This window comes from Pandoraea soli (assembly GCF_902459595.1).
Classification (GTDB): Bacteria; Pseudomonadota; Gammaproteobacteria; order Burkholderiales; family Burkholderiaceae; genus Pandoraea; species Pandoraea cepalis.
The window spans coordinates 197,795-214,442 of record NZ_CABPSG010000004.1 but is presented as its reverse complement, the minus strand read 5'-3'; the positions used below and the strand labels follow the sequence as shown (position 1 = coordinate 214,442).

Genomic DNA, 16,648 nt, shown 5'->3' with positions numbered 1-16,648 from the left:
GCTGACAAGCCGCTCGGGGCGGCAAATCCTGCTTAGATGATACGAGCCGCCTCGTCGAACGACAAACGCGGATTGCGCGGGAACAGCTTGCCGTGATCGCCATAGCCCAGATTGCAGATGAAGTTCACGCGCCACTCGGTGCCGCCGAAGAAGGTGTCGTTGACCTTCTGGGCGTCGAAACCGGCCATCGGGCCGCAGTCGAGACCCAGCGCGCGAGCGGCGAGAATGAAGTAGCCGCCTTGCAGCGAGCTGTTCATGTGCGCGGCACCGGCAGCCTTGGCGGGGTCGCTCGAGAACATCGGCACCATCTTGTCGGCACCGTTCGGGAACAGCTTGGGCAGGTGCTCGTAGAACTTCAGGTCGTACGCGATGATGGCCGTCACAGGCGCCGTACGGGTCTTGTCCACGTTGCCCGGCGCCATGCATTCAAGCAGCTGGTTCTTCGCCTCCGGGCTCTTCACGAAGACCACGCGCGCGGGCGTGGTGTTGGCCGACGTCGGGCCCCATTTGACAAGGTCGTACAGCTCACGCAGCGTTTCATCGCTGACCGTTTTGTCGAGCCACACATTGTGCGTGCGGGCATCGGTGAATAGTTGGGCGATGGCTTCTTTGGCGATGATGCTCATGGCAATGGACCTCGGGAGATGAGTGGCGAATGACCGGCGATTGTACCGTTGCCGCGCGACACGCGCTGACGTGGCAAAAATGCCTGCGGGATCAGGGGGTTGCGGCGGCGCCGCGCGCCGACAGCCAGACCACGCCCGCCAGAATCAGCACGCCGCCGCCCAACTGTGCCGCCGTGAGCGTTTCGCCCAACAGCATCGCCGCGAGCAGCACTGTGACGACCGGCTCCAGCGTCGAGAGCATGGAGGCGCGTCCCGCCCCCAGGCGCTGCAAACCGGCGAAGAAGGTCAGAATGGCGACGACCGTCGAACACACGGCAATGGCGGCGAGCGCCGCCCAGCCCCCGGCGCCCGCTGGCCATTGCAGCGGCAGCCCTTGTGCGGCACGCACCGCCGCCATCGCGCCGAAGGAAACGGTGGCCGCCAGGCAGACGAGCGTTGCTGTCGCGCGCGCATCGACACCCCGTGTCAGCCGTGCGCCGATCACGATGTAGCCCGAATAGATCAACGCGGCCGCCACGGCCAGCGCCATGCCCAGCGGCTGCCCCTGCCCGCCCCCGACGGTGAGGGCCGTGCCCAGTGAGCAGAGTACGAGCGCGCCGAGCGTCACGGGCGTGAGACGCTCATGGAGGAAGATGGCCGCCAAAATCGTCACAAAGACCGGATAGAGATAGAGCAGCAGCGCGACGAGCGACGCCTGCGCATACTGCAGCGCCCCGAAATAGCAAAGCGACTGGCCGACGTAGCCGATGCCGCCCATCAGCGCGATGCCGAGCGATTGACGGCGCGACGGGAAGCGCACCCGCTGCAACCGGCACCAGACCAACAACAGGACGGCGGCGATAAAGAAGCGAAACAGCAGCATCGCGAAGATGTCGGCGCCGGACGTCGCCGCCGCCCGCGCGAAGATGGCCATGGCCCCGAACGCGGATGCCGATACGGCGATCAGTGCGACGCCGGCCCAGGCCGAGGGCCGGGGTGCCTGAGGCATGACAGCGAGGTCGCCGGAGGGTGCGTGCGCGCGGGGGCTTTGCGACATGATTAGGAAAATTGAGCGACAATACGGCGTGAATTTCGGGCGTTACCGGCGCGTTACCCATGCGCCGAGCCCACTGCTGGGCGGCCATCGATCCGCCATTGTAGTCAAGGCATGGCGCGCCGCAAGCGGCCGCATCAGAACCCCACGGAGTCCCCATGTTCAATCCCAGCCGCGACGAAGTCCGGCAATTCTTCTGCACCACCTGGCAAAAGCAGCGCAGCGGCAGCATTCTCACGCCGCTCGAGACCATGGCCGCCGACTGGATCCACGCACATCCCGAGTATCACGACGCACTGTCCGACACCGAAGACGCCAGCGCGCGCGACTACTCGCCCGAGGCCGGGCAGACCAACCCGTTCCTGCATCTGTCGATGCATCTGGCGATCAGCGAGCAGGTCTCGATCGACCAGCCGCCGGGCATTCGTGCCGCCTACGAGAAACTGAGCCAACGGCTGGACTCACCCCACGAGGCGCAGCACCGCATCATGGAGTGCCTGGGACAAACGCTCTGGGAAGCGCAACGCAGCGGCCAGCCGCCCGACTCGGACGCCTACCTGCAGCGCATCGAGCAGCAAGCGTCGCGCTGAGCGCCAACGTCGACGGACCGGCTTATCGGTGGATAAGTGGATCGACACATCGGGACGCAGGCATATCGGCACGTCGGCACGTCGGCGTATCGGCGGCTCGTGAGCGACGAATGCCGGCCGGCAGCCCCGATGACAACGACGCCCCCCCATCACCCCCCACGAAAAGCAACGACGGTCCCCCCAAGGGTCACCGTCGTGCCTGATGCCGATGCCGGATATCGCGGCCGGACCGCTTACTTCTTCGTGACGAGATCGCCGGGCAGCGATTCCACATAGACCGAGATGTCCCTCAACTCCTGCGAGGTGAACGGACGCGGCTTGCCGTCCTTACCGACCGTGGCGGGATTGGACATGACCTGCGTCTTCATGATCGCGTTGCTGCGACCGTAAATCAGGCTGGTTTCGTTCTGATACGCCCGCAGCGCGTTATAAACGTAGTCTGCATACTGACCGGCCAGCTTCGGATACTCGGGGCTGATCGGCGCGTTCAGATTGGCGCCATGGCAGCTCACACACATGCCTTTCTCGACGAGCGCACGTCCATTGGCGACGTTGCCGGCGGCAAACGCCGAGCCGGCTCCACCGGCGAGCATGGCGCCGAGCGCCAGGGATGCCGCCACGGCGGCCTTTACCATCGAATGCTTCATCGTGTTCTCCTCAGCCACGCACGTTTTACTTCTGGGGATTGACCGGCGTCGACGCCGTCTGCGCCGCGTAATAGGCGGCAATGTCGACGATGTCCTGATCGGTCAACGTGGCTGCGATGCCATGCATCGTCTGGAACTTGCGGTCGCCCTTGGCGTACTCCTTCAGGGCGTTTTCAAGGTACTTCGCATTCTGTCCGCCGAGCCGGGGCACGTGGTAAACCTCGGGAAACGCGGTGCGATAGTCGGGAATGCCGTGGCAGCCAATACACATGGCGACCTTGTCCTTCGCCGCGTCGAGATTGGGCTTGAGATCGGCCGCATGCGCCGCGCCGAGCGACATGAACGACGTGCTGCCGAGCGCCAGCGCCATCATCGTGAGGAACTTTTTCATGGTCTTCTTGGGAACGTTTTTGGTTGGAATACCGGCCCGCAACACGCAGGTCGACGGCCCGACTCCAAGGCCACCGTCCTGTGAAAAAAGCAATCGATTGTAACCCACAGCCTTCGGTCCGCAAACTCGGGGCTGACCCGCACAGTTCTCCGAAGTTTTCCCGCAAGCCTTTGATGTCACAGCCAATTTCCACTGTCCAAGCGAGCCGTATGCGCAATGTCTTATACTGAACTTTTTCCCTGCCCGGCCGGTTGGCCGGCTGTTTGCGGACGGCTCAGACAATGCGCTTCGAAGGCTCTTCCCAGTACGTCGCGACCGACGACCTCAAGCTCGCCGTGAACGCGGCGGCCACGCTGCAACGACCGCTGCTCATCAAGGGCGAACCCGGCACCGGCAAGACGATGCTTGCGGAGGAAGTCGCCGCCGCGCTCGACATGCCGCTGCTGCAATGGCACGTGAAGTCCACCACCAAGGCCCAGCAAGGCCTTTACGAATACGACGCCGTCTCGCGACTGCGCGATTCGCAGCTGGGCGACGAGCGGGTGCGCGATATCGCCAACTACATCGTCAAGGGCGTGCTCTGGCAGGCCTTCGAGGCCGACCAGCCCGTCGTGCTGCTGATCGACGAAATCGACAAGGCCGACATCGAATTCCCCAACGACCTGCTGCGCGAACTCGACCGCATGGAGTTCTATGTGTACGAGACGCGCCAGCTCGTGAAGGCACGCCACCGCCCGCTGGTCATCATCACGTCGAACAACGAAAAGGAGCTGCCCGACGCTTTCCTGCGCCGCTGCTTCTTCCACTACATCAAGTTCCCCGAGCCGTCGACGATGCAGTCGATCATCGACGTGCATTTCCCGAACATTCGCCGCGAGCTGGTGAACGCCGCGATGGCGACCTTCTTCGAGGTGCGCGATATTCCCGGACTCAAGAAGAAGCCGTCGACCTCGGAGCTGATCGACTGGCTCAAGCTGCTGATGGCCGAGGAGATCGGCCCGGAAGCACTGCGCAGCGCCGACAACAAGCTCGCGATTCCGCCGCTGGCCGGCGCGCTGCTCAAGAACGAACAGGACATGCATCTGTTCGAGCGTCTCGTCTTCATGAATCGCGCCAATCGGTAAGCGCGCCTCCGTCATGCTGATCGACTTCTTCTATACCTTGCGCGCGGCGAAACTGCCGGTCTCGGTCAAGGAATACCTGACGCTGCTCGAAGCGTTGCAGCGTCAGGTCATCGCGCCCTCGCTCGACGAGTTCTACTATCTGGCGCGTCTCTCGCTCATCAAGGACGAGAAGCACTACGACAAGTTCGATCAGGCCTTCGGCGCCTATTTCAAAGGCGTGCAACAAATCGTCGACGCCTCGGGCGAGGTGCCGCTCGAATGGCTCAAGAAGCGCATGCAGCGTGATTTGTCGCCCGAAGACAAGGCGCGCATTCAGGCTTTGGGTGGGATCGACAAGCTCATGGAGCGCCTGAAGCAACTGTTCGACGAGCAGAAAGGCCGCCACGAAGGTGGCAACAAGTGGATCGGCACCGGTGGCACCTCGCCGTTCGGCAATGGCGGCTTCAACCCCGAAGGCATCCGTATCGGCGGCGAGAGCAACGGCAATCGCACGGCGGTGAAGGTGTGGGACCAGCGCACTTACCGCGACTACGACGACGCCGTTGAGCTCGGCACGCGCAACATCAAGGTGGCGTTGCGGCGTCTGCGCAAGTTCGCGCGCGAGGGAGCCGCGGAGGAGCTGGACCTCGACGACACCATTCGCTCGACGGCGGCCAACGCCGGCTGGCTCGACCTGAAGCTCGTGCCGGAGCGTCATAACAACGTGAAGGTGTTGATGCTGCTCGACGTGGGCGGTTCGATGGACGACCACATCGCGCGTACCGAAGAGCTGTTCTCCGCGGCGAAGTCCGAATTCAAGCATCTCGAGTTCTACTACTTCCACAACTGCGTCTACGACTACCTGTGGCGGCAGAACCGACGCCGCCACAACGAACGCTTCGACACATGGGACGTGCTGCGCAAATACCCGCCCGACTACAAACTGATCTTCGTGGGCGACGCGACGATGAGTCCTTACGAAGTGCTGCAGGCGGGCGGCTCGGTCGAGTACAACAACGCGGAAGCCGGGGCGGTATGGCTACGTCGCTTCATCGACCGCTACCCGCGTCACGCCTGGCTCAATCCGGAGCCCGAGGCGATATGGCAATATCGCCAGTCGATCTCGGTCATTCGTCAGCTATTCGCGGGCCGCATGTATCCGATCACGCTCGCCGGACTGGAGTCGGCCATGCGCGCGCTGAGCAAGTAAGGCTCGCCGCCCGGCGTCGCAGGGCGCGGCAAGGCAACGCACCAACAACGTAACAAGAACCCAGAGACCGCTTCCCATCATGACGTCCAGCACGACTCCCCTGCCACCGCTTCGACCGTTGGCGGACACCTCGCCGTCCGCCGTCGTTGCCGGCTTCGTGGCCATGATGACGGGCTACACCAGCTCGCTCGTCCTGATGTTCCAGGCCGGACAGGCCGCCCATCTCACCCCCGCGCAGATTTCGTCGTGGATCTGGGCGCTCTCCATCGGCATGGGCGTGACGACCATCGGGCTATCGCTGCGCTATCGCACGCCGGTGGTCGTGGCGTGGTCCACGCCGGGCGCCGCGCTGCTGATCACTTCGCTACCGGGCGTGCCCTATGGCGAGGCCATCGGGGCTTTCATCGTCTGCAATGCCCTCATCGCCCTGTGCGGGCTGACCGGGGGCTTCGAGACGATCATGCGCCGCGTACCGCCCGCGCTGGCGTCTGCACTGCTCGCGGGGATCCTGTTTCGCATCGGGCTGGAGATCTTCGTCGCGGCGCAGCACCAGACGGCGCTTGTGCTCGCGATGTTCTTCACGTATCTCGTCGTCAAGCGCTTCGCGTCGCGTTACGCGATTCTGCTGGCGCTGATCGTAGGCACCGCGGTCGCGGGCGGCGCAGGCTTGCTCGATTTCAGCCATTTCCACATCGCGCTTGCGAAGCCCGTGTGGACTACGCCCTCGTTCTCGCTGTCGGCCACGATCAGCATCGCGATCCCGTTGTTCGTGGTGGCGATGGCCTCGCAAAATGTGCCCGGGCTCGCCGTGCTGCGTGCCGACGGTTACACCGTGCCGGCCTCTCCCCTCATTTCGACGACGGGCATCGCCTCGGTGCTGCTCGCGCCGTTCGGCTCGCACGGTATCCATTTGGCGGCCATCACGGCAGCCATCTGCACCGGACGCGAAGCCCACGAGGACCCGGCCAAGCGCTACACGGCCGCCGTATGGTCCGGCGCGTTCTATCTGATCGCGGGCACGTTCGGGGCGACCATCGCCGCCTTGTTCGCGGCGTTTCCGAAGGCCCTCGTGGTCTCGATTGCCGCGCTCGCCCTGTTCGGCTCGATCATGAACGGCCTGGCCAACGCCATGCACGACATGCGCCAGCGCGAAGCGGCGCTCATCACGTTCATGGTGACGGCGTCGGGCCTGACGCTGTTGTCCATCGGCTCGGCGTTCTGGGGCCTGATCGCAGGCGTGCTGACGCTGACGATCCTGCAATGGCGGCGCGCGTGAGCGTTGTGTGAAGCCGCGCGGGCCGGAGTGATACCATTCGGCCCGCAACATTTTTCGAACGCAACGTAACCGCAGGAGCCGCACCCCATGGCAATGATCGAACCGACCCCGGTCTTCAAGGACAACCTCGCACAGATGGCCGCTGTCGGCAGCATCGAGGGCATCGCACGCATTGCGCTGCGCGACGGCACGGGCGCAGTCGTGGCGACCATCGAGAACGCACCGGGCAAGCAAGGCTCGCTCGCCGTGTACCACTACCTGAAGCAGGCCTTCGGCACGCTCGACGCCAAGGCGGCCGAGCACGGGCTGGCGGTCTTCGGCGAGCACACGGCCGATGCCCGCAATCGTCCGGGCGCGCACCCGAACGTCGACCGCCTGCTGGCGATCGTGGCCGGCGGCGAGACGCTGAGCATCGAGGAAGTCGCAGCCTGAGAAGGCCACGTCCGTCGTGCGCAACGAAAAGCCAGCCTCGCGGCTGGCTTTTTTACATCCACGACAGGCATCGCCGCGCCGAGATGCGCAGAGCTGCGCCGACGCTCTGACGTCAGATCGTCAGCACCGGACCACCGTCGCCGTTGGCCGAGCGAAGCTGCTTGACCCAACGCTTGGCCGGCAGGCCCGTGGCGGCTTCCACCACCTTCGCGCGGGCTTCCACATCCTTCCACTCCACCGAGAGCAGCGGACCGTTGAAGGCCAGCACGATCACGTTGCCGTCGTGCACTTCCGGGAATTCGATCACGCGATTATCGAAAGCCTGACGCAGGCGACGGATGTTCTTCGGATAGCTGTCGTGATCGCCGAACAAGTTCGTCGTCAGCATGCCTGGTGCGCTCAGCGTGGCGCGGCAGGCCTTGTAAAACGCGGGCGTGTCATGCACCGGGCCACGTGCGGTCGCGTCGTAGAGATCGACTTGCAACACGTCGACCGTGCCATGCCTCGCCGGGTCGGTGACGAAATCCCAGGCATCCGCTTCCAGCACCTTCAATCGGCGCGAGTCATCGGGCAGGCTGAACATGGTGCGCGCCGCCACGACCACGGCCGGGTTCAGCTCCACGGCGGTGACCTGTGTACGCGGGAACTGGCGATGCGAGAACTTGGTGAGCGACCCAGTGCCGAGACCCAGTTGCACCACGTGCTTGGGTGCACGCATGAACAGCAGCCAGGCCATCATCTGTTGCGCGTATTCCAGCTCGATCCGGTCAGGCTTGGACAGACGCATTGCCCCTTGCACCCACGGGGTGCCGAAGTGCAGGTAACGCACGCCACCCATTTCGGAAAACGTCACCGGCGCGAAACGCGGCTTGTACGCGGGACGGGGGGAACGGGCGGTGCGCTCGTCGCTGACGAATGCTTCGGCTTCGATGGATTTGCGTTTGATGAGGGTCATGTGTCCTTCAATGAAACTCGGGAGATTCCGATGGGAACGCATTGTACCGGGTTCGCTTCCCGCCCCGTCGAGACGCCGCAACGCACGCGTCGCGATGACGCATCCGGCACAAGATCAGTGCCCCGGGCAGGATCCGCCGCACCATTTCGCTGCGCCCCGACGCCCAGGGCCACTGCGATGAGCGATGGCATGGATATTGCAGAAGACACGCACAGGCCAACGGCGGCCTGAAAACAAACTGGCAAGTCGCGATGACATGCTCCGAAAAGGAGCGTCCCGGGCAATGGCGCCCCGAAGCGAGATGACCACGCACCGGGCAACCGGCTCGCAGGCATCTCGCTTCGGGGCGCTTTTGCTTTGCCGTTCAGCGCGGCGCGCCTCTGCGTCGACACTCTCTGTAAGGCATGGCATGAACGCTTTCTCCACGCAGTCAACCGAGGCCGAAGTGTCCGCTGAAACCCTCGGCACATTGATCAACCTCTCCGGCAGGCAGCGCATGCTGTCGCAACGGATCATCCTTCAGTTGTTGCTCGCTTCGCGTGGGGACACGGCTGCGCTCGATATCGCACGCCAGTGTCTGTCGATGTTCGAGTCGGCGCATTCGGATCTCGCGACGGGCAATGAGCGTTTTCCTGGCGCGTTCTCCAGCGCCTTGCAGCAGCTTTATTTCGGCAGTCCGCGCGCCGACGCGCGTATCCGTGATTTCATCGCCCAGGTCAGAGCCGCGATAAACGCCCCTTTGGCGGACCCCCATCGGCAAGCGTCATCCCTCGATGCGCTGGTCGCACAGGCCACCCCGCTACTTGACCTGCTACAGACCGTCACGCAGGCCTATCAGGAGGAAATGCACCGTTGCGAAGTCGCCGTTCGCAAACGCCAGACCGACCTCGTGGAACGCCTCAGCGGTATTTCGATGCAAGCCAACATCGTTGCGCTCAATGCGCGCATCTCGGCGGCGCGGGCGGGCGAGCATGGCAGGGAGTTCGCGGTGATCACACAGGTGCTGGCGGACATCATCAAGGAGATGGATCAGTTGATCCGCAACGTCGTCGGCTCGAACGACACGTCCAAAGGTTCAGCCAGGGTTTGATGCACCGCCCCCTGGATCGCCCCCCCCGCGCCTCGCACAGTTGCGTGCAGCCACGTGCGGGCATGACCGAGCTACGCCGGAACGCGCAACTCGACAGGCCGTCACGCGGTCAATGCCTGCCACGTGCGCAGCTTTTCCGCGTAGGCCAAGGTGTAGGCCGGGCTGCTGGAGGGAAGCATCACGATCCGGTACCGCTGCGCATGTTGCGCCAGCGCTTTCATGCCCAACCGTGCTGCCGTGCCGCCATTGAATGCAATCACCTCGAGATCGGGCAGCGTCTCGATGAGACCGATCAGGTCGTTGCCCGTATGGTCGCGGATGTTGCTGTCGAGGCTGCCTTCGCGTCGCGCCTCGGCCACCACGTCCCACAACCCGATGCGATGCGCGAGCAGCGACTGCAGCTTCGCATCGTAGGCGAGCGACGGCAGGTCGACGCGGATCGTATCGCCCACCAGATGCCAGAAGCGATTCTGTGGATGCGCGTAATACTGCTGGTGCGCCAGCGAGACGTCGCCGGGCAGGCTGCCGAGAATCAGGACGCGCGTTTGCGCGTCCACCACCGGCGGAAAGTTGCGTTTGCGTTCGGGGATGAGGTGCGTCGTCATGACACGCATCCGTCGTGAGCCAGCACGCCGTGCGTCGCTTCCAAACGCCGCCAGAAACGCGGCAGGAACGCTTCGGTGACAAGCAACGGCGCGCCACGGCGCACGAAGACCGAACGACGCGCCCACAACCGCGCACGTGGATTCGCACCGACAAGCGGGTCGCGCGCATCATGACGCGCACGGCCGTGCAACAGGTGGCGCGGCGCAAGCGGGCACGACACCAGCATGGACCGCGTGACGGTGGGATCGTGATAGAGCAAATCGGCCAGCGGCCGCGTGCGCAAGCGACGCATGGCCTGCCAGATCGAGCGGCTATTAGCGAGCGGCGTGACGCTGTGCGCCACGACCACCGGTTCGCCGTCGACCAGCAGGATGACGTCGCGGGCCCACATCGGCGTGCGCAATGGCACACCGATGGCGCGGCACTGGTCCGCGTCGGCGGGCATCACTCGTTCCGCCACGACGCGCACGCTCACGCGCCCCAGGGTCGACAGATGGCGCGTGAGCGCGCCGCCCCGCGTAAGCCAATCTTTATGACGACGCGAAAGCGCCGGCGACGGGACAGCCTGCCAGCGCCGCCCCCCCACATCAAATCGGAAAGTCATGGCTCGGCATTATAAAGGCGCAAGGCGACGGCGCATCGCCCACACGTGACACAGCGGCGGCATTGGAGCCGGTCTACGGACACCGGCCCGACACCCTTGATCCGCCGCCCCGTAACGCTCGCACCCAAAAACAAAAAGCCCCCGCGACATATCGACGCGGGGGCCCATCGGCAACGCCATGGTCAGCGCTGCGCGGTCTGCACTGGCGCGCTCACTGCGCGGCGAGCAGCAACGCGTTCGTACGCTTCACATACGCCGCCGGGTCTTCCAGGCTGCCGCCTTCGGCCAGCAGCGCCTGATCGAACAGCAGTTGCGCCCAGTCCGCCAGATCGGCACGCTCTGCCGTCAGACGCTGGATCAACGCATGCTCCGGGTTGATTTCGAGAATCGGACGGAATTCCGGCATCTTCTGCCCCGCCGCCTTCATCAAGCGCTGCAGCGTGCCGCTCATGTCGTTCTCATCCGACACCAGGCACGACGGCGAATCGGTCAGACGGAACGTCACGCGCACGTCCTTGGCCTTGTCGCCCAGCACTTCCTTCATCTTCTCGATGAGCGGCTTGAGCGCGTCGCTGGTCTTCTCCTGCGCGGCCTTCTCCCCGGCATCTTCCAGCGCGCCCAGATCCAGGTCGCCGCGCGCCACGCTCACCAGCGCTTTGCCGTCGAAGTCGTGCACGTACGAGAGCATCCACTCGTCGACGCGATCGGTCAGCAACAGCACTTCCACGCCCTTCTTGCGGAACACTTCCAGATGCGGACTATGGCTTGCCGCCACCCAGCTCTCGGCCGTGACGTAGTAGATCTTGTCCTGACCGTCCTTCATGCGGCTGACGTAGTCGGCCAGCGACACGTTCTGCTCGGCCGAATCGTTGTGCGTGCTCGCAAAGCGCAACAGCTTGGCAATGCGCTCGCGGTTCGCCTGATCCTCGCCGGTACCTTCCTTGAGCACCTGCCCGAACGCGCCCCAGAACTGCGTGTACTTGTCCTTCTGGTTCTCGGCCAGATCTTCCAGCAGTCCCAACACGCGCTTTGCACAACCCTCGCGGATCGCCTTCACGTCGCGGCTTTCCTGCAGGATTTCACGCGACACATTGAGCGGCAGATCGGCGGAGTCGACCACCCCGCGCACGAAGCGCAGGTAGTTCGGCAGCAGTTGTTCCGCGTCGTCCATGATGAACACGCGCTTGACGTACAACTTCAGCCCGCCCTGCGAATTGCGATCCCAGAGATCGTACGGCGCATGGCCCGGCACATACAGCAGTTGCGTATATTCGCTGCGCCCTTCAACGCGGTTGTGCGTCCACGCCAGCGGCGCCTGCATATCGTGCGCGATGTGCTGATAGAACTGCGTGTACTGCTCGTCCGTGATCTCGCTCTTGCTGCGGGTCCACAGCGCGCTCGCCTGGTTGACGGTCTCGTCGGTCTCGGCGGGCACCATCGCCTTCTTCTCTTCGTCCCACGTCTCGCCGCGCATGACGATCGGCAGCGAAATGTGATCCGAATACTTGCGGATGATCGACTGGAGTTGCCACGACGAGAGCAGTTCGTCTTCGCCGTCGCGCAGATGCAGCGTGATGGCGGTGCCGCGCGGGGCGCGCTCGATGGTCTCGACCGTGAAGTCGCCCTCGCCCGCCGACGACCAGCGCACGCCCTCCGAAGCCGGCAGGCCGGCGCGGCGCGACTCGACCGTCATGCGATCGGCCACAATGAAGCCCGAGTAGAAGCCCACGCCGAACTGGCCGATGAGCGCGGCGTCCTTCTGCTGATCGCCCGACAGGCGCGAGAAGAACTCCTTGGTGCCGGACTTGGCGATCGTGCCGAGATGCTCGATGGCTTCCTCGCGGCTCATGCCGATGCCGTTGTCCTCGATGGTGACGGTGCGGGCGTCCTTGTCGAACGACACGCGAATCTTGAGTTCCGGATCCTGCTCGTACAGCGCGGCGTCGTTGATCGCCTCGAAGCGCAGCTTGTCGGCGGCATCGGAAGCGTTGGAGATCAGTTCGCGCAGGAAGATTTCCTTGTTGCTGTACAGCGAATGAATCATCAGTTGCAGAAGCTGTTTGACTTCTGCCTGAAAGCTCATGGTGTCTTGCGCCATGGTCGGGAATCCTCGTGAATCGGTGAGATGGATGGAATATCGACACTGACCGCCGGCCGGCGCACTTGCGCGCGCGCTGCCGGAGCGGCGGTACCCGATGAAAATAGGGACGGCGGGCCGGCATTTCAAGGCCGGCAGAAGGGTTATTTCGCGGCAGCTTGCGCGACGATACGGAAAATTACGGCAAAACCTGGCGACGCGCGATGCCAGCGACACGGTCGAACCGCCACCATCGGGCTCGCGCCCACACCCGCTCAGGCGGCCAGTTCGAGCTGCCGCGAGAGGAAGGTCAGCATGGCGGGATCGCTGGAACAGGCGATATTCATGCGCATCCAGGTACTCGGCGCCTGACGCGGCGAGAACAACGCCCCCGGCGCAAACAGGAAGCCCGCTTCGTGCCCCGCGGCGGCGACCGCGCTGGTATCGACACCAGTGTCGACCCAGAAAAACATGCCCGACGTCGGTTCGCCGAACATGCGCAGGCCGATGCGCTCCAGACGCCGGCGCGTGGTGTCGCGCACCTCATCGAGACGCGTACGCAAGCGCTCTACGTGACGCCGGTAATGCCCCTCGGTCAGCGCCTTGTAGACGATCCGCTCGTTGATCTCGGGCGTCGTCGAGCCGGACAGCATCTTGTGATCGACGAAAGTCTTCGCCAGCGCCGGCGAACACGCCACGAACGCCACGCGCAGATTCGCGGCGAGCGTCTTCGAGAAGCTGCCCATGTAGATCACGCGCTTGAGCTGATCGAGGCTCGCCAGACGCGCCACCGGCTGGTGCGATGGACACAGGTCACAGTAGATATCGTCTTCTAGCACCATGAAATCGTACTGCTCGGCCAGGCGCAGGATCTGGAAAGCGCGCGCCGGCGTCAGCGACGTTCCAGTCGGATTCTGCAGGATCGAATTGAGGATCAGCAACTTGGGCCGATGCTGCTGCACCAGGCGCTCCAGCGCCGGCATGTCGAGTCCGTCGGGGGTGTACGGCACACCGATGGTGTGGGCGCCTTGCGACGCGATGCGGCCGAACATGACGAACCATGCCGGGTCGCCCACCAGCACCGTATCACCCGCGCGCACGTACAGACGCAGCAGAAAGTCCACCGCCTGCGTAATGCCCGACGTCAACACGATCTGCTCGGGGCGCGCGCCGATTTCGAGATCCGCGAGTTGCGTCTGAAGTTGCACGCGCAGTGGCAGGAAGCCATGCGGGTTACCGCTTTGCAGCAGATGCGCGCTCGACTGACGGCTCATGGAGCGCATGGCCGACGTCATCATGTCGGCATCGAGCCAGCTCGGCGGCAGATAACCCATGCCCGGGCCGCGCTCCGGCGCGACCGAATGAAGCATGCTGCGCACGAGCCAGGCCACGTCGATGGGCCCTTGCGCAACCATCGGCGCCGCTGCATTCTGCGGCGGCATCACGGGCCGCTCGCGCACATAAAAGCCCGAGCCGCGCCGCGCCTCGAGATAGCCCTGCGCGACCAGCCGCTCATACGCCTCGACGACGGAAAAGCGCGACACACGCTTGTCTTCCGCCAGCGAGCGAATCGACGGCATGCGCATGCCGGGCAAGAAGACTCGCTCCTCGATGCGCAGGCTCGCCCAATGCACGAGCTGATCGACAAGCGTCATGCGCGACGTGTCGAGCGCGGCGTTGTCGGCCAGCACCAGCGGAGAAATGGGGGTCGTTGTCGTCATCGTCTATCCACCTGGGCAAAGCTGACCGCCGCTTCGCGGTCAAAGTGTCTGCTGCGCGTCGGCCCGGTATCGCGGGGATTATCCATCGGTCGCCACTCTACGCCAGCCAAATTCGCTGTCAATCCTGAACTGTACCGAAAATTACTTTGCCATCTGTACCGGTACTGTACCGGAGTTAACCGATAAAGTGTCCTCTCAACTGGAGACCGCCATGCGTGAAATCCGACTCTTCGAACTGGACCGGGAACGGACCGTTTTCTGGCAGGCCTCGGCTGCCGACCTGCCGCAATCGCTTCAGGTGCTGCAAGGTGTCCTGTGGCTGACCGTCGAAGGTGAGCCCGCCGACCATTGGCTGCACGCCGGCGAGACTTTCGAGATTCGGGCCGGTCAGCGCGTGTGGCTGGGCACATGGCAAGACGGTGTGCGTCTGCGCGTGAGCCATCCTGCGGCGACACTCACCGCGTCCGCCGGAAAGCGACTCGCGCGCACCGGCTTGCGACTGGGGTGGCGCGATCTGGCGGTGCGCATGGCCAATCGGACCATGACGCGACTCTCGCGCGGATGACCCGAGGAAGGAACCAGGCGGAGTAAGCTATCGATTTTGCCGCCTGAACCCGCCATGACCGCACCCCAAGCCCTGAAACTGGATCATCTCGTCGTTGCCGCGCAAACGCTGGAGGCGGGCGAAGCCCATGTCATCGAGCAGCTCGGACTCACCGAGGTCGTGCCGCAGCGCGGCGGCAAGCATGCGCGCATGGGCACGCACAACAGTTTGCTGGGACTGTGGGGCGGCGCTTACCTCGAGATCATCGCCATCGATCCGGACGCGCCGCCGCCGGACCGGCCGCGCTGGTTCGGCCTCGACGACGAGGCCGTTCAGGCGCGCCTCGAGCGCGGCCCCTACCTCGCGCACTGGGTGGCGCGCGTGGAGCGCCCGCGCTCGCTGCCACGGTGGCAGGCGCAGTATCCGCAGCGGTTGGCCCCGGTCATGGCGATGCAGCGCGGCGCGCTGTCGTGGCGGATCGGCGTGCCCGACGACGGCAGCCTGCCCGCTTGGCAAGGCGCCGGACAAGGTCTGCTGCCGACGCTGATCCAATGGGATTCGGCGCAGCACCCGAGCGATGCGCTGCCGAGCGCCGATTGTGCCGTTACCGCGTTGCGCGGCTTCCATCCGCAGGCGGCGGCGATCCAGGCGCAATTGCAGTGGCTTGGGGCCGACGCGCTCGTCAACGTCGAAGCCACGCTGGTCGAGCCGTCGCTCACCGCCGAAATCGAAACCCCCGACGGGCCGCGCACGCTGCGCTAGGCCCGCGGTACCGAGCGCCCGGCACACCGCATGGCGGGCGGATAACCCAGAACGAGACATACGAGGCGACACCATGAATTCGCGTGAATCCCGGGGCATGCTGATCGGACTGATCGGCGTGCTGATCTTCAGCCTGACGTTGCCGATGACGCGCATCGTCGTCGCGGAAGTCAACCCGTTGCTCAACGGACTGGGGCGCGCGCTGGTCGCCTCCGTGTTCGCGGGCGCCCTGCTCTGGTGGCGTCGCGAGGCGTGGCCCACGCCACGCCAGATCAAGAGTCTTGCCATCACCTCGTTGGGCGTGATCATTGCGTTCCCGGTGTTTTCCGCATGGGCGATGAAGACGATTCCGGCGTCGCACGGCGCGGTCGTCAACGGCTTGCAGCCGTTCTGCGTCGCGATCTACGCCTATTGGCTCGGCGGCGAACGTCCGTCGCGCGGCTTCTGGGGCTGCGCCCTGATCGGCAGCGTGCTGGTGATCGCCTTCGCGCTGCGCGCCGGGGGTGGCAGCCTGCATGCGGCCGACGGGTTGATGCTGCTGGCGGTGGTCATCGGTGCGCTCGGCTACGCCGAGGGCGGCAAGCTCGCCCGCGAGATGGGCGGGTGGCAAGTGATCTGTTGGGCGCTCGTGGTGTCGGCGCCGGTGCTGCTGCTGCCGGTGGGCTGGCTGGCGTGGCATCAGCCGTGGCCGGTGAGCGGCAAGGCATGGGGCGCGTTCGCCTACGTCACCCTCTTCTCACAGTTCATTGGCTTCTTCGCGTGGTACGCCGGTCTCGCCATGGGCGGAATCGCACGCGTGGGCCAAGTACAATTGCTTCAGATTTTCTTTACGATTGCGCTGTCCGCCCTCTTCTTTGGCGAACACGTCGACACGGCAACGTGGCTCTTCGCCGCGGGCGTCGTCCTGACCATCGCACTCGGCAAGAACATGAAGATCGGCGCCTCGCGACTCACGGGCAAACCGGTCTGAAGGCACGCCAC

At 64.6% G+C, this 16,648-nt stretch carries 18 protein-coding genes; 9 read left to right on the top strand and 9 right to left on the bottom strand.

Going from position 1 to position 16,648, the window contains the following annotated elements; all coding sequences use genetic code 11:
- Positions 1–32: 32 nt before the first annotated feature.
- Both PSO31014_RS09570 and PSO31014_RS09565 read right to left on the bottom strand, forming a co-directional pair.
- Entirely contained in the window at positions 33–626 is a 594-nt protein-coding gene (locus PSO31014_RS09570; RefSeq protein ID WP_150551413.1) for a malonic semialdehyde reductase, read from the bottom strand.
- A gap of 91 nt (positions 627–717) precedes the next feature.
- Positions 718–1,614, bottom strand: coding sequence for a DMT family transporter (locus PSO31014_RS09565; RefSeq protein ID WP_150551412.1), 897 nt, complete (start codon positions 1,612–1,614; stop codon positions 718–720).
- A gap of 203 nt (positions 1,615–1,817) precedes the next feature.
- Here PSO31014_RS09565 and PSO31014_RS09560 point away from each other — a divergent pair, with 203 nt between their 5' ends.
- Positions 1,818–2,249, top strand: coding sequence for a DUF1841 family protein (locus PSO31014_RS09560; protein WP_150551411.1), 432 nt, complete (start codon positions 1,818–1,820; stop codon positions 2,247–2,249).
- Positions 2,250–2,482: 233 nt separating this feature from the next.
- Here PSO31014_RS09560 and PSO31014_RS09555 read toward each other — a convergent pair whose 3' ends face one another.
- Both PSO31014_RS09555 and PSO31014_RS09550 read right to left on the bottom strand, forming a co-directional pair.
- On the bottom strand, positions 2,483–2,896 hold the full coding sequence (locus PSO31014_RS09555; RefSeq protein WP_246176565.1) for a c-type cytochrome: 414 nt from the start codon (positions 2,894–2,896) through the stop codon (positions 2,483–2,485).
- 25 nt (positions 2,897–2,921) lie between these two features.
- Positions 2,922–3,287 (bottom strand): c-type cytochrome, encoded by a 366-nt coding sequence (locus tag PSO31014_RS09550; RefSeq protein WP_150551410.1) that lies wholly within the window; start codon positions 3,285–3,287, stop codon positions 2,922–2,924.
- A gap of 281 nt (positions 3,288–3,568) precedes the next feature.
- On the opposite strand from PSO31014_RS09550, the gene PSO31014_RS09545 reads away from it, so the two are divergent.
- From PSO31014_RS09545 to PSO31014_RS09530, 4 genes are all read left to right on the top strand, one after another.
- The gene (locus PSO31014_RS09545) at positions 3,569–4,411 is read left to right on the top strand and encodes an AAA family ATPase (protein WP_130025543.1); all 843 of its coding nucleotides are present in this window, start codon (positions 3,569–3,571) and stop codon (positions 4,409–4,411) included.
- Positions 4,412–4,424: 13 nt separating this feature from the next.
- Positions 4,425–5,600 carry a vWA domain-containing protein gene (locus PSO31014_RS09540; protein ID WP_150551409.1) on the top strand — a complete coding sequence of 392 codons (1,176 nt, stop codon included), beginning with the start codon at positions 4,425–4,427 and terminating at the stop codon, positions 5,598–5,600.
- A 79-nt stretch (positions 5,601–5,679) separates the two neighbouring features.
- Positions 5,680–6,876 carry a benzoate/H(+) symporter BenE family transporter gene (locus PSO31014_RS09535; RefSeq protein ID WP_150551408.1) on the top strand — a complete coding sequence of 399 codons (1,197 nt, stop codon included), beginning with the start codon at positions 5,680–5,682 and terminating at the stop codon, positions 6,874–6,876.
- Positions 6,877–6,969: 93 nt separating this feature from the next.
- Positions 6,970–7,308 carry a DUF2322 family protein gene (locus PSO31014_RS09530; RefSeq protein WP_150551534.1) on the top strand — a complete coding sequence of 113 codons (339 nt, stop codon included), beginning with the start codon at positions 6,970–6,972 and terminating at the stop codon, positions 7,306–7,308.
- 112 nt (positions 7,309–7,420) lie between these two features.
- Here PSO31014_RS09530 and PSO31014_RS09525 read toward each other — a convergent pair whose 3' ends face one another.
- On the bottom strand, positions 7,421–8,263 hold the full coding sequence (locus PSO31014_RS09525) for a class I SAM-dependent methyltransferase (protein WP_150551407.1): 843 nt from the start codon (positions 8,261–8,263) through the stop codon (positions 7,421–7,423).
- A gap of 409 nt (positions 8,264–8,672) precedes the next feature.
- Between PSO31014_RS09525 and PSO31014_RS09520 the strand changes: the two genes are divergently transcribed.
- Positions 8,673–9,353: a methyl-accepting chemotaxis protein gene (locus tag PSO31014_RS09520; RefSeq protein ID WP_150551533.1), complete on the top strand. Its 681-nt coding sequence runs from the start codon at positions 8,673–8,675 to the stop codon at positions 9,351–9,353.
- A gap of 101 nt (positions 9,354–9,454) precedes the next feature.
- Here PSO31014_RS09520 and PSO31014_RS09515 read toward each other — a convergent pair whose 3' ends face one another.
- The 4 genes from PSO31014_RS09515 to PSO31014_RS09500 form a co-directional block, all read right to left on the bottom strand.
- The gene (locus tag PSO31014_RS09515) at positions 9,455–9,967 is read right to left on the bottom strand and encodes a DNA-deoxyinosine glycosylase (RefSeq protein ID WP_150551406.1); all 513 of its coding nucleotides are present in this window, start codon (positions 9,965–9,967) and stop codon (positions 9,455–9,457) included.
- Positions 9,955–10,563, bottom strand: a complete 609-nt coding sequence (locus PSO31014_RS09510; protein WP_150551405.1) for a chorismate--pyruvate lyase family protein — start codon at positions 10,561–10,563, stop codon at positions 9,955–9,957. Before PSO31014_RS09510 ends, PSO31014_RS09515 begins: the two co-directional genes overlap by 13 nt.
- 211 nt (positions 10,564–10,774) lie before the next feature.
- Positions 10,775–12,661, bottom strand: a complete 1,887-nt coding sequence (gene htpG, locus PSO31014_RS09505; RefSeq protein WP_150551404.1) for a molecular chaperone HtpG — start codon at positions 12,659–12,661, stop codon at positions 10,775–10,777.
- Positions 12,662–12,915: 254 nt separating this feature from the next.
- On the bottom strand, positions 12,916–14,361 hold the full coding sequence (locus PSO31014_RS09500) for an aminotransferase-like domain-containing protein (protein ID WP_150551403.1): 1,446 nt from the start codon (positions 14,359–14,361) through the stop codon (positions 12,916–12,918).
- Positions 14,362–14,572: 211 nt separating this feature from the next.
- Here PSO31014_RS09500 and PSO31014_RS09495 point away from each other — a divergent pair, with 211 nt between their 5' ends.
- From PSO31014_RS09495 to PSO31014_RS09485, 3 genes are all read left to right on the top strand, one after another.
- The gene (locus tag PSO31014_RS09495; RefSeq protein ID WP_150551402.1) at positions 14,573–14,926 is read left to right on the top strand and encodes a DUF2917 domain-containing protein; all 354 of its coding nucleotides are present in this window, start codon (positions 14,573–14,575) and stop codon (positions 14,924–14,926) included.
- 54 nt (positions 14,927–14,980) lie between these two features.
- Positions 14,981–15,667 (top strand): VOC family protein, encoded by a 687-nt coding sequence (locus tag PSO31014_RS09490; RefSeq protein ID WP_150551401.1) that lies wholly within the window; start codon positions 14,981–14,983, stop codon positions 15,665–15,667.
- Positions 15,668–15,740: 73 nt separating this feature from the next.
- Positions 15,741–16,637, top strand: coding sequence for a DMT family transporter (locus PSO31014_RS09485; protein ID WP_150551400.1), 897 nt, complete (start codon positions 15,741–15,743; stop codon positions 16,635–16,637).
- Positions 16,638–16,648 lie beyond the last annotated feature (11 nt).

Excerpts from the sequence above, each read along its gene's own strand:
- PSO31014_RS09570 (WP_150551413.1), bottom strand. The coding sequence starts at position 626 with ATGAGCATCATCGCCAAAGAAGCCATCGCCCAACTATTCACCGATGCC.
- PSO31014_RS09565 (WP_150551412.1), bottom strand. The coding sequence starts at position 1,614 with ATGCCTCAGGCACCCCGGCCCTCGGCCTGGGCCGGCGTCGCACTGATC.
- PSO31014_RS09560 (WP_150551411.1), top strand. The coding sequence starts at position 1,818 with ATGTTCAATCCCAGCCGCGACGAAGTCCGGCAATTCTTCTGCACCACC.
- PSO31014_RS09555 (WP_246176565.1), bottom strand. The coding sequence starts at position 2,896 with ATGAAGCATTCGATGGTAAAGGCCGCCGTGGCGGCATCCCTGGCGCTC.
- PSO31014_RS09550 (WP_150551410.1), bottom strand. The coding sequence starts at position 3,287 with ATGAAAAAGTTCCTCACGATGATGGCGCTGGCGCTCGGCAGCACGTCG.
- PSO31014_RS09545 (WP_130025543.1), top strand. The coding sequence starts at position 3,569 with ATGCGCTTCGAAGGCTCTTCCCAGTACGTCGCGACCGACGACCTCAAG.
- PSO31014_RS09540 (WP_150551409.1), top strand. The coding sequence starts at position 4,425 with ATGCTGATCGACTTCTTCTATACCTTGCGCGCGGCGAAACTGCCGGTC.
- PSO31014_RS09535 (WP_150551408.1), top strand. The coding sequence starts at position 5,680 with ATGACGTCCAGCACGACTCCCCTGCCACCGCTTCGACCGTTGGCGGAC.
- PSO31014_RS09530 (WP_150551534.1), top strand. The coding sequence starts at position 6,970 with ATGATCGAACCGACCCCGGTCTTCAAGGACAACCTCGCACAGATGGCC.
- PSO31014_RS09525 (WP_150551407.1), bottom strand. The coding sequence starts at position 8,263 with ATGACCCTCATCAAACGCAAATCCATCGAAGCCGAAGCATTCGTCAGC.
- PSO31014_RS09520 (WP_150551533.1), top strand. The coding sequence starts at position 8,673 with ATGAACGCTTTCTCCACGCAGTCAACCGAGGCCGAAGTGTCCGCTGAA.
- PSO31014_RS09515 (WP_150551406.1), bottom strand. The coding sequence starts at position 9,967 with ATGCGTGTCATGACGACGCACCTCATCCCCGAACGCAAACGCAACTTT.
- PSO31014_RS09510 (WP_150551405.1), bottom strand. The coding sequence starts at position 10,563 with ATGACTTTCCGATTTGATGTGGGGGGGCGGCGCTGGCAGGCTGTCCCG.
- htpG (WP_150551404.1), bottom strand. The coding sequence starts at position 12,661 with ATGGCGCAAGACACCATGAGCTTTCAGGCAGAAGTCAAACAGCTTCTG.
- PSO31014_RS09500 (WP_150551403.1), bottom strand. The coding sequence starts at position 14,361 with ATGACGACAACGACCCCCATTTCTCCGCTGGTGCTGGCCGACAACGCC.
- PSO31014_RS09495 (WP_150551402.1), top strand. The coding sequence starts at position 14,573 with ATGCGTGAAATCCGACTCTTCGAACTGGACCGGGAACGGACCGTTTTC.
- PSO31014_RS09490 (WP_150551401.1), top strand. The coding sequence starts at position 14,981 with ATGACCGCACCCCAAGCCCTGAAACTGGATCATCTCGTCGTTGCCGCG.
- PSO31014_RS09485 (WP_150551400.1), top strand. The coding sequence starts at position 15,741 with ATGAATTCGCGTGAATCCCGGGGCATGCTGATCGGACTGATCGGCGTG.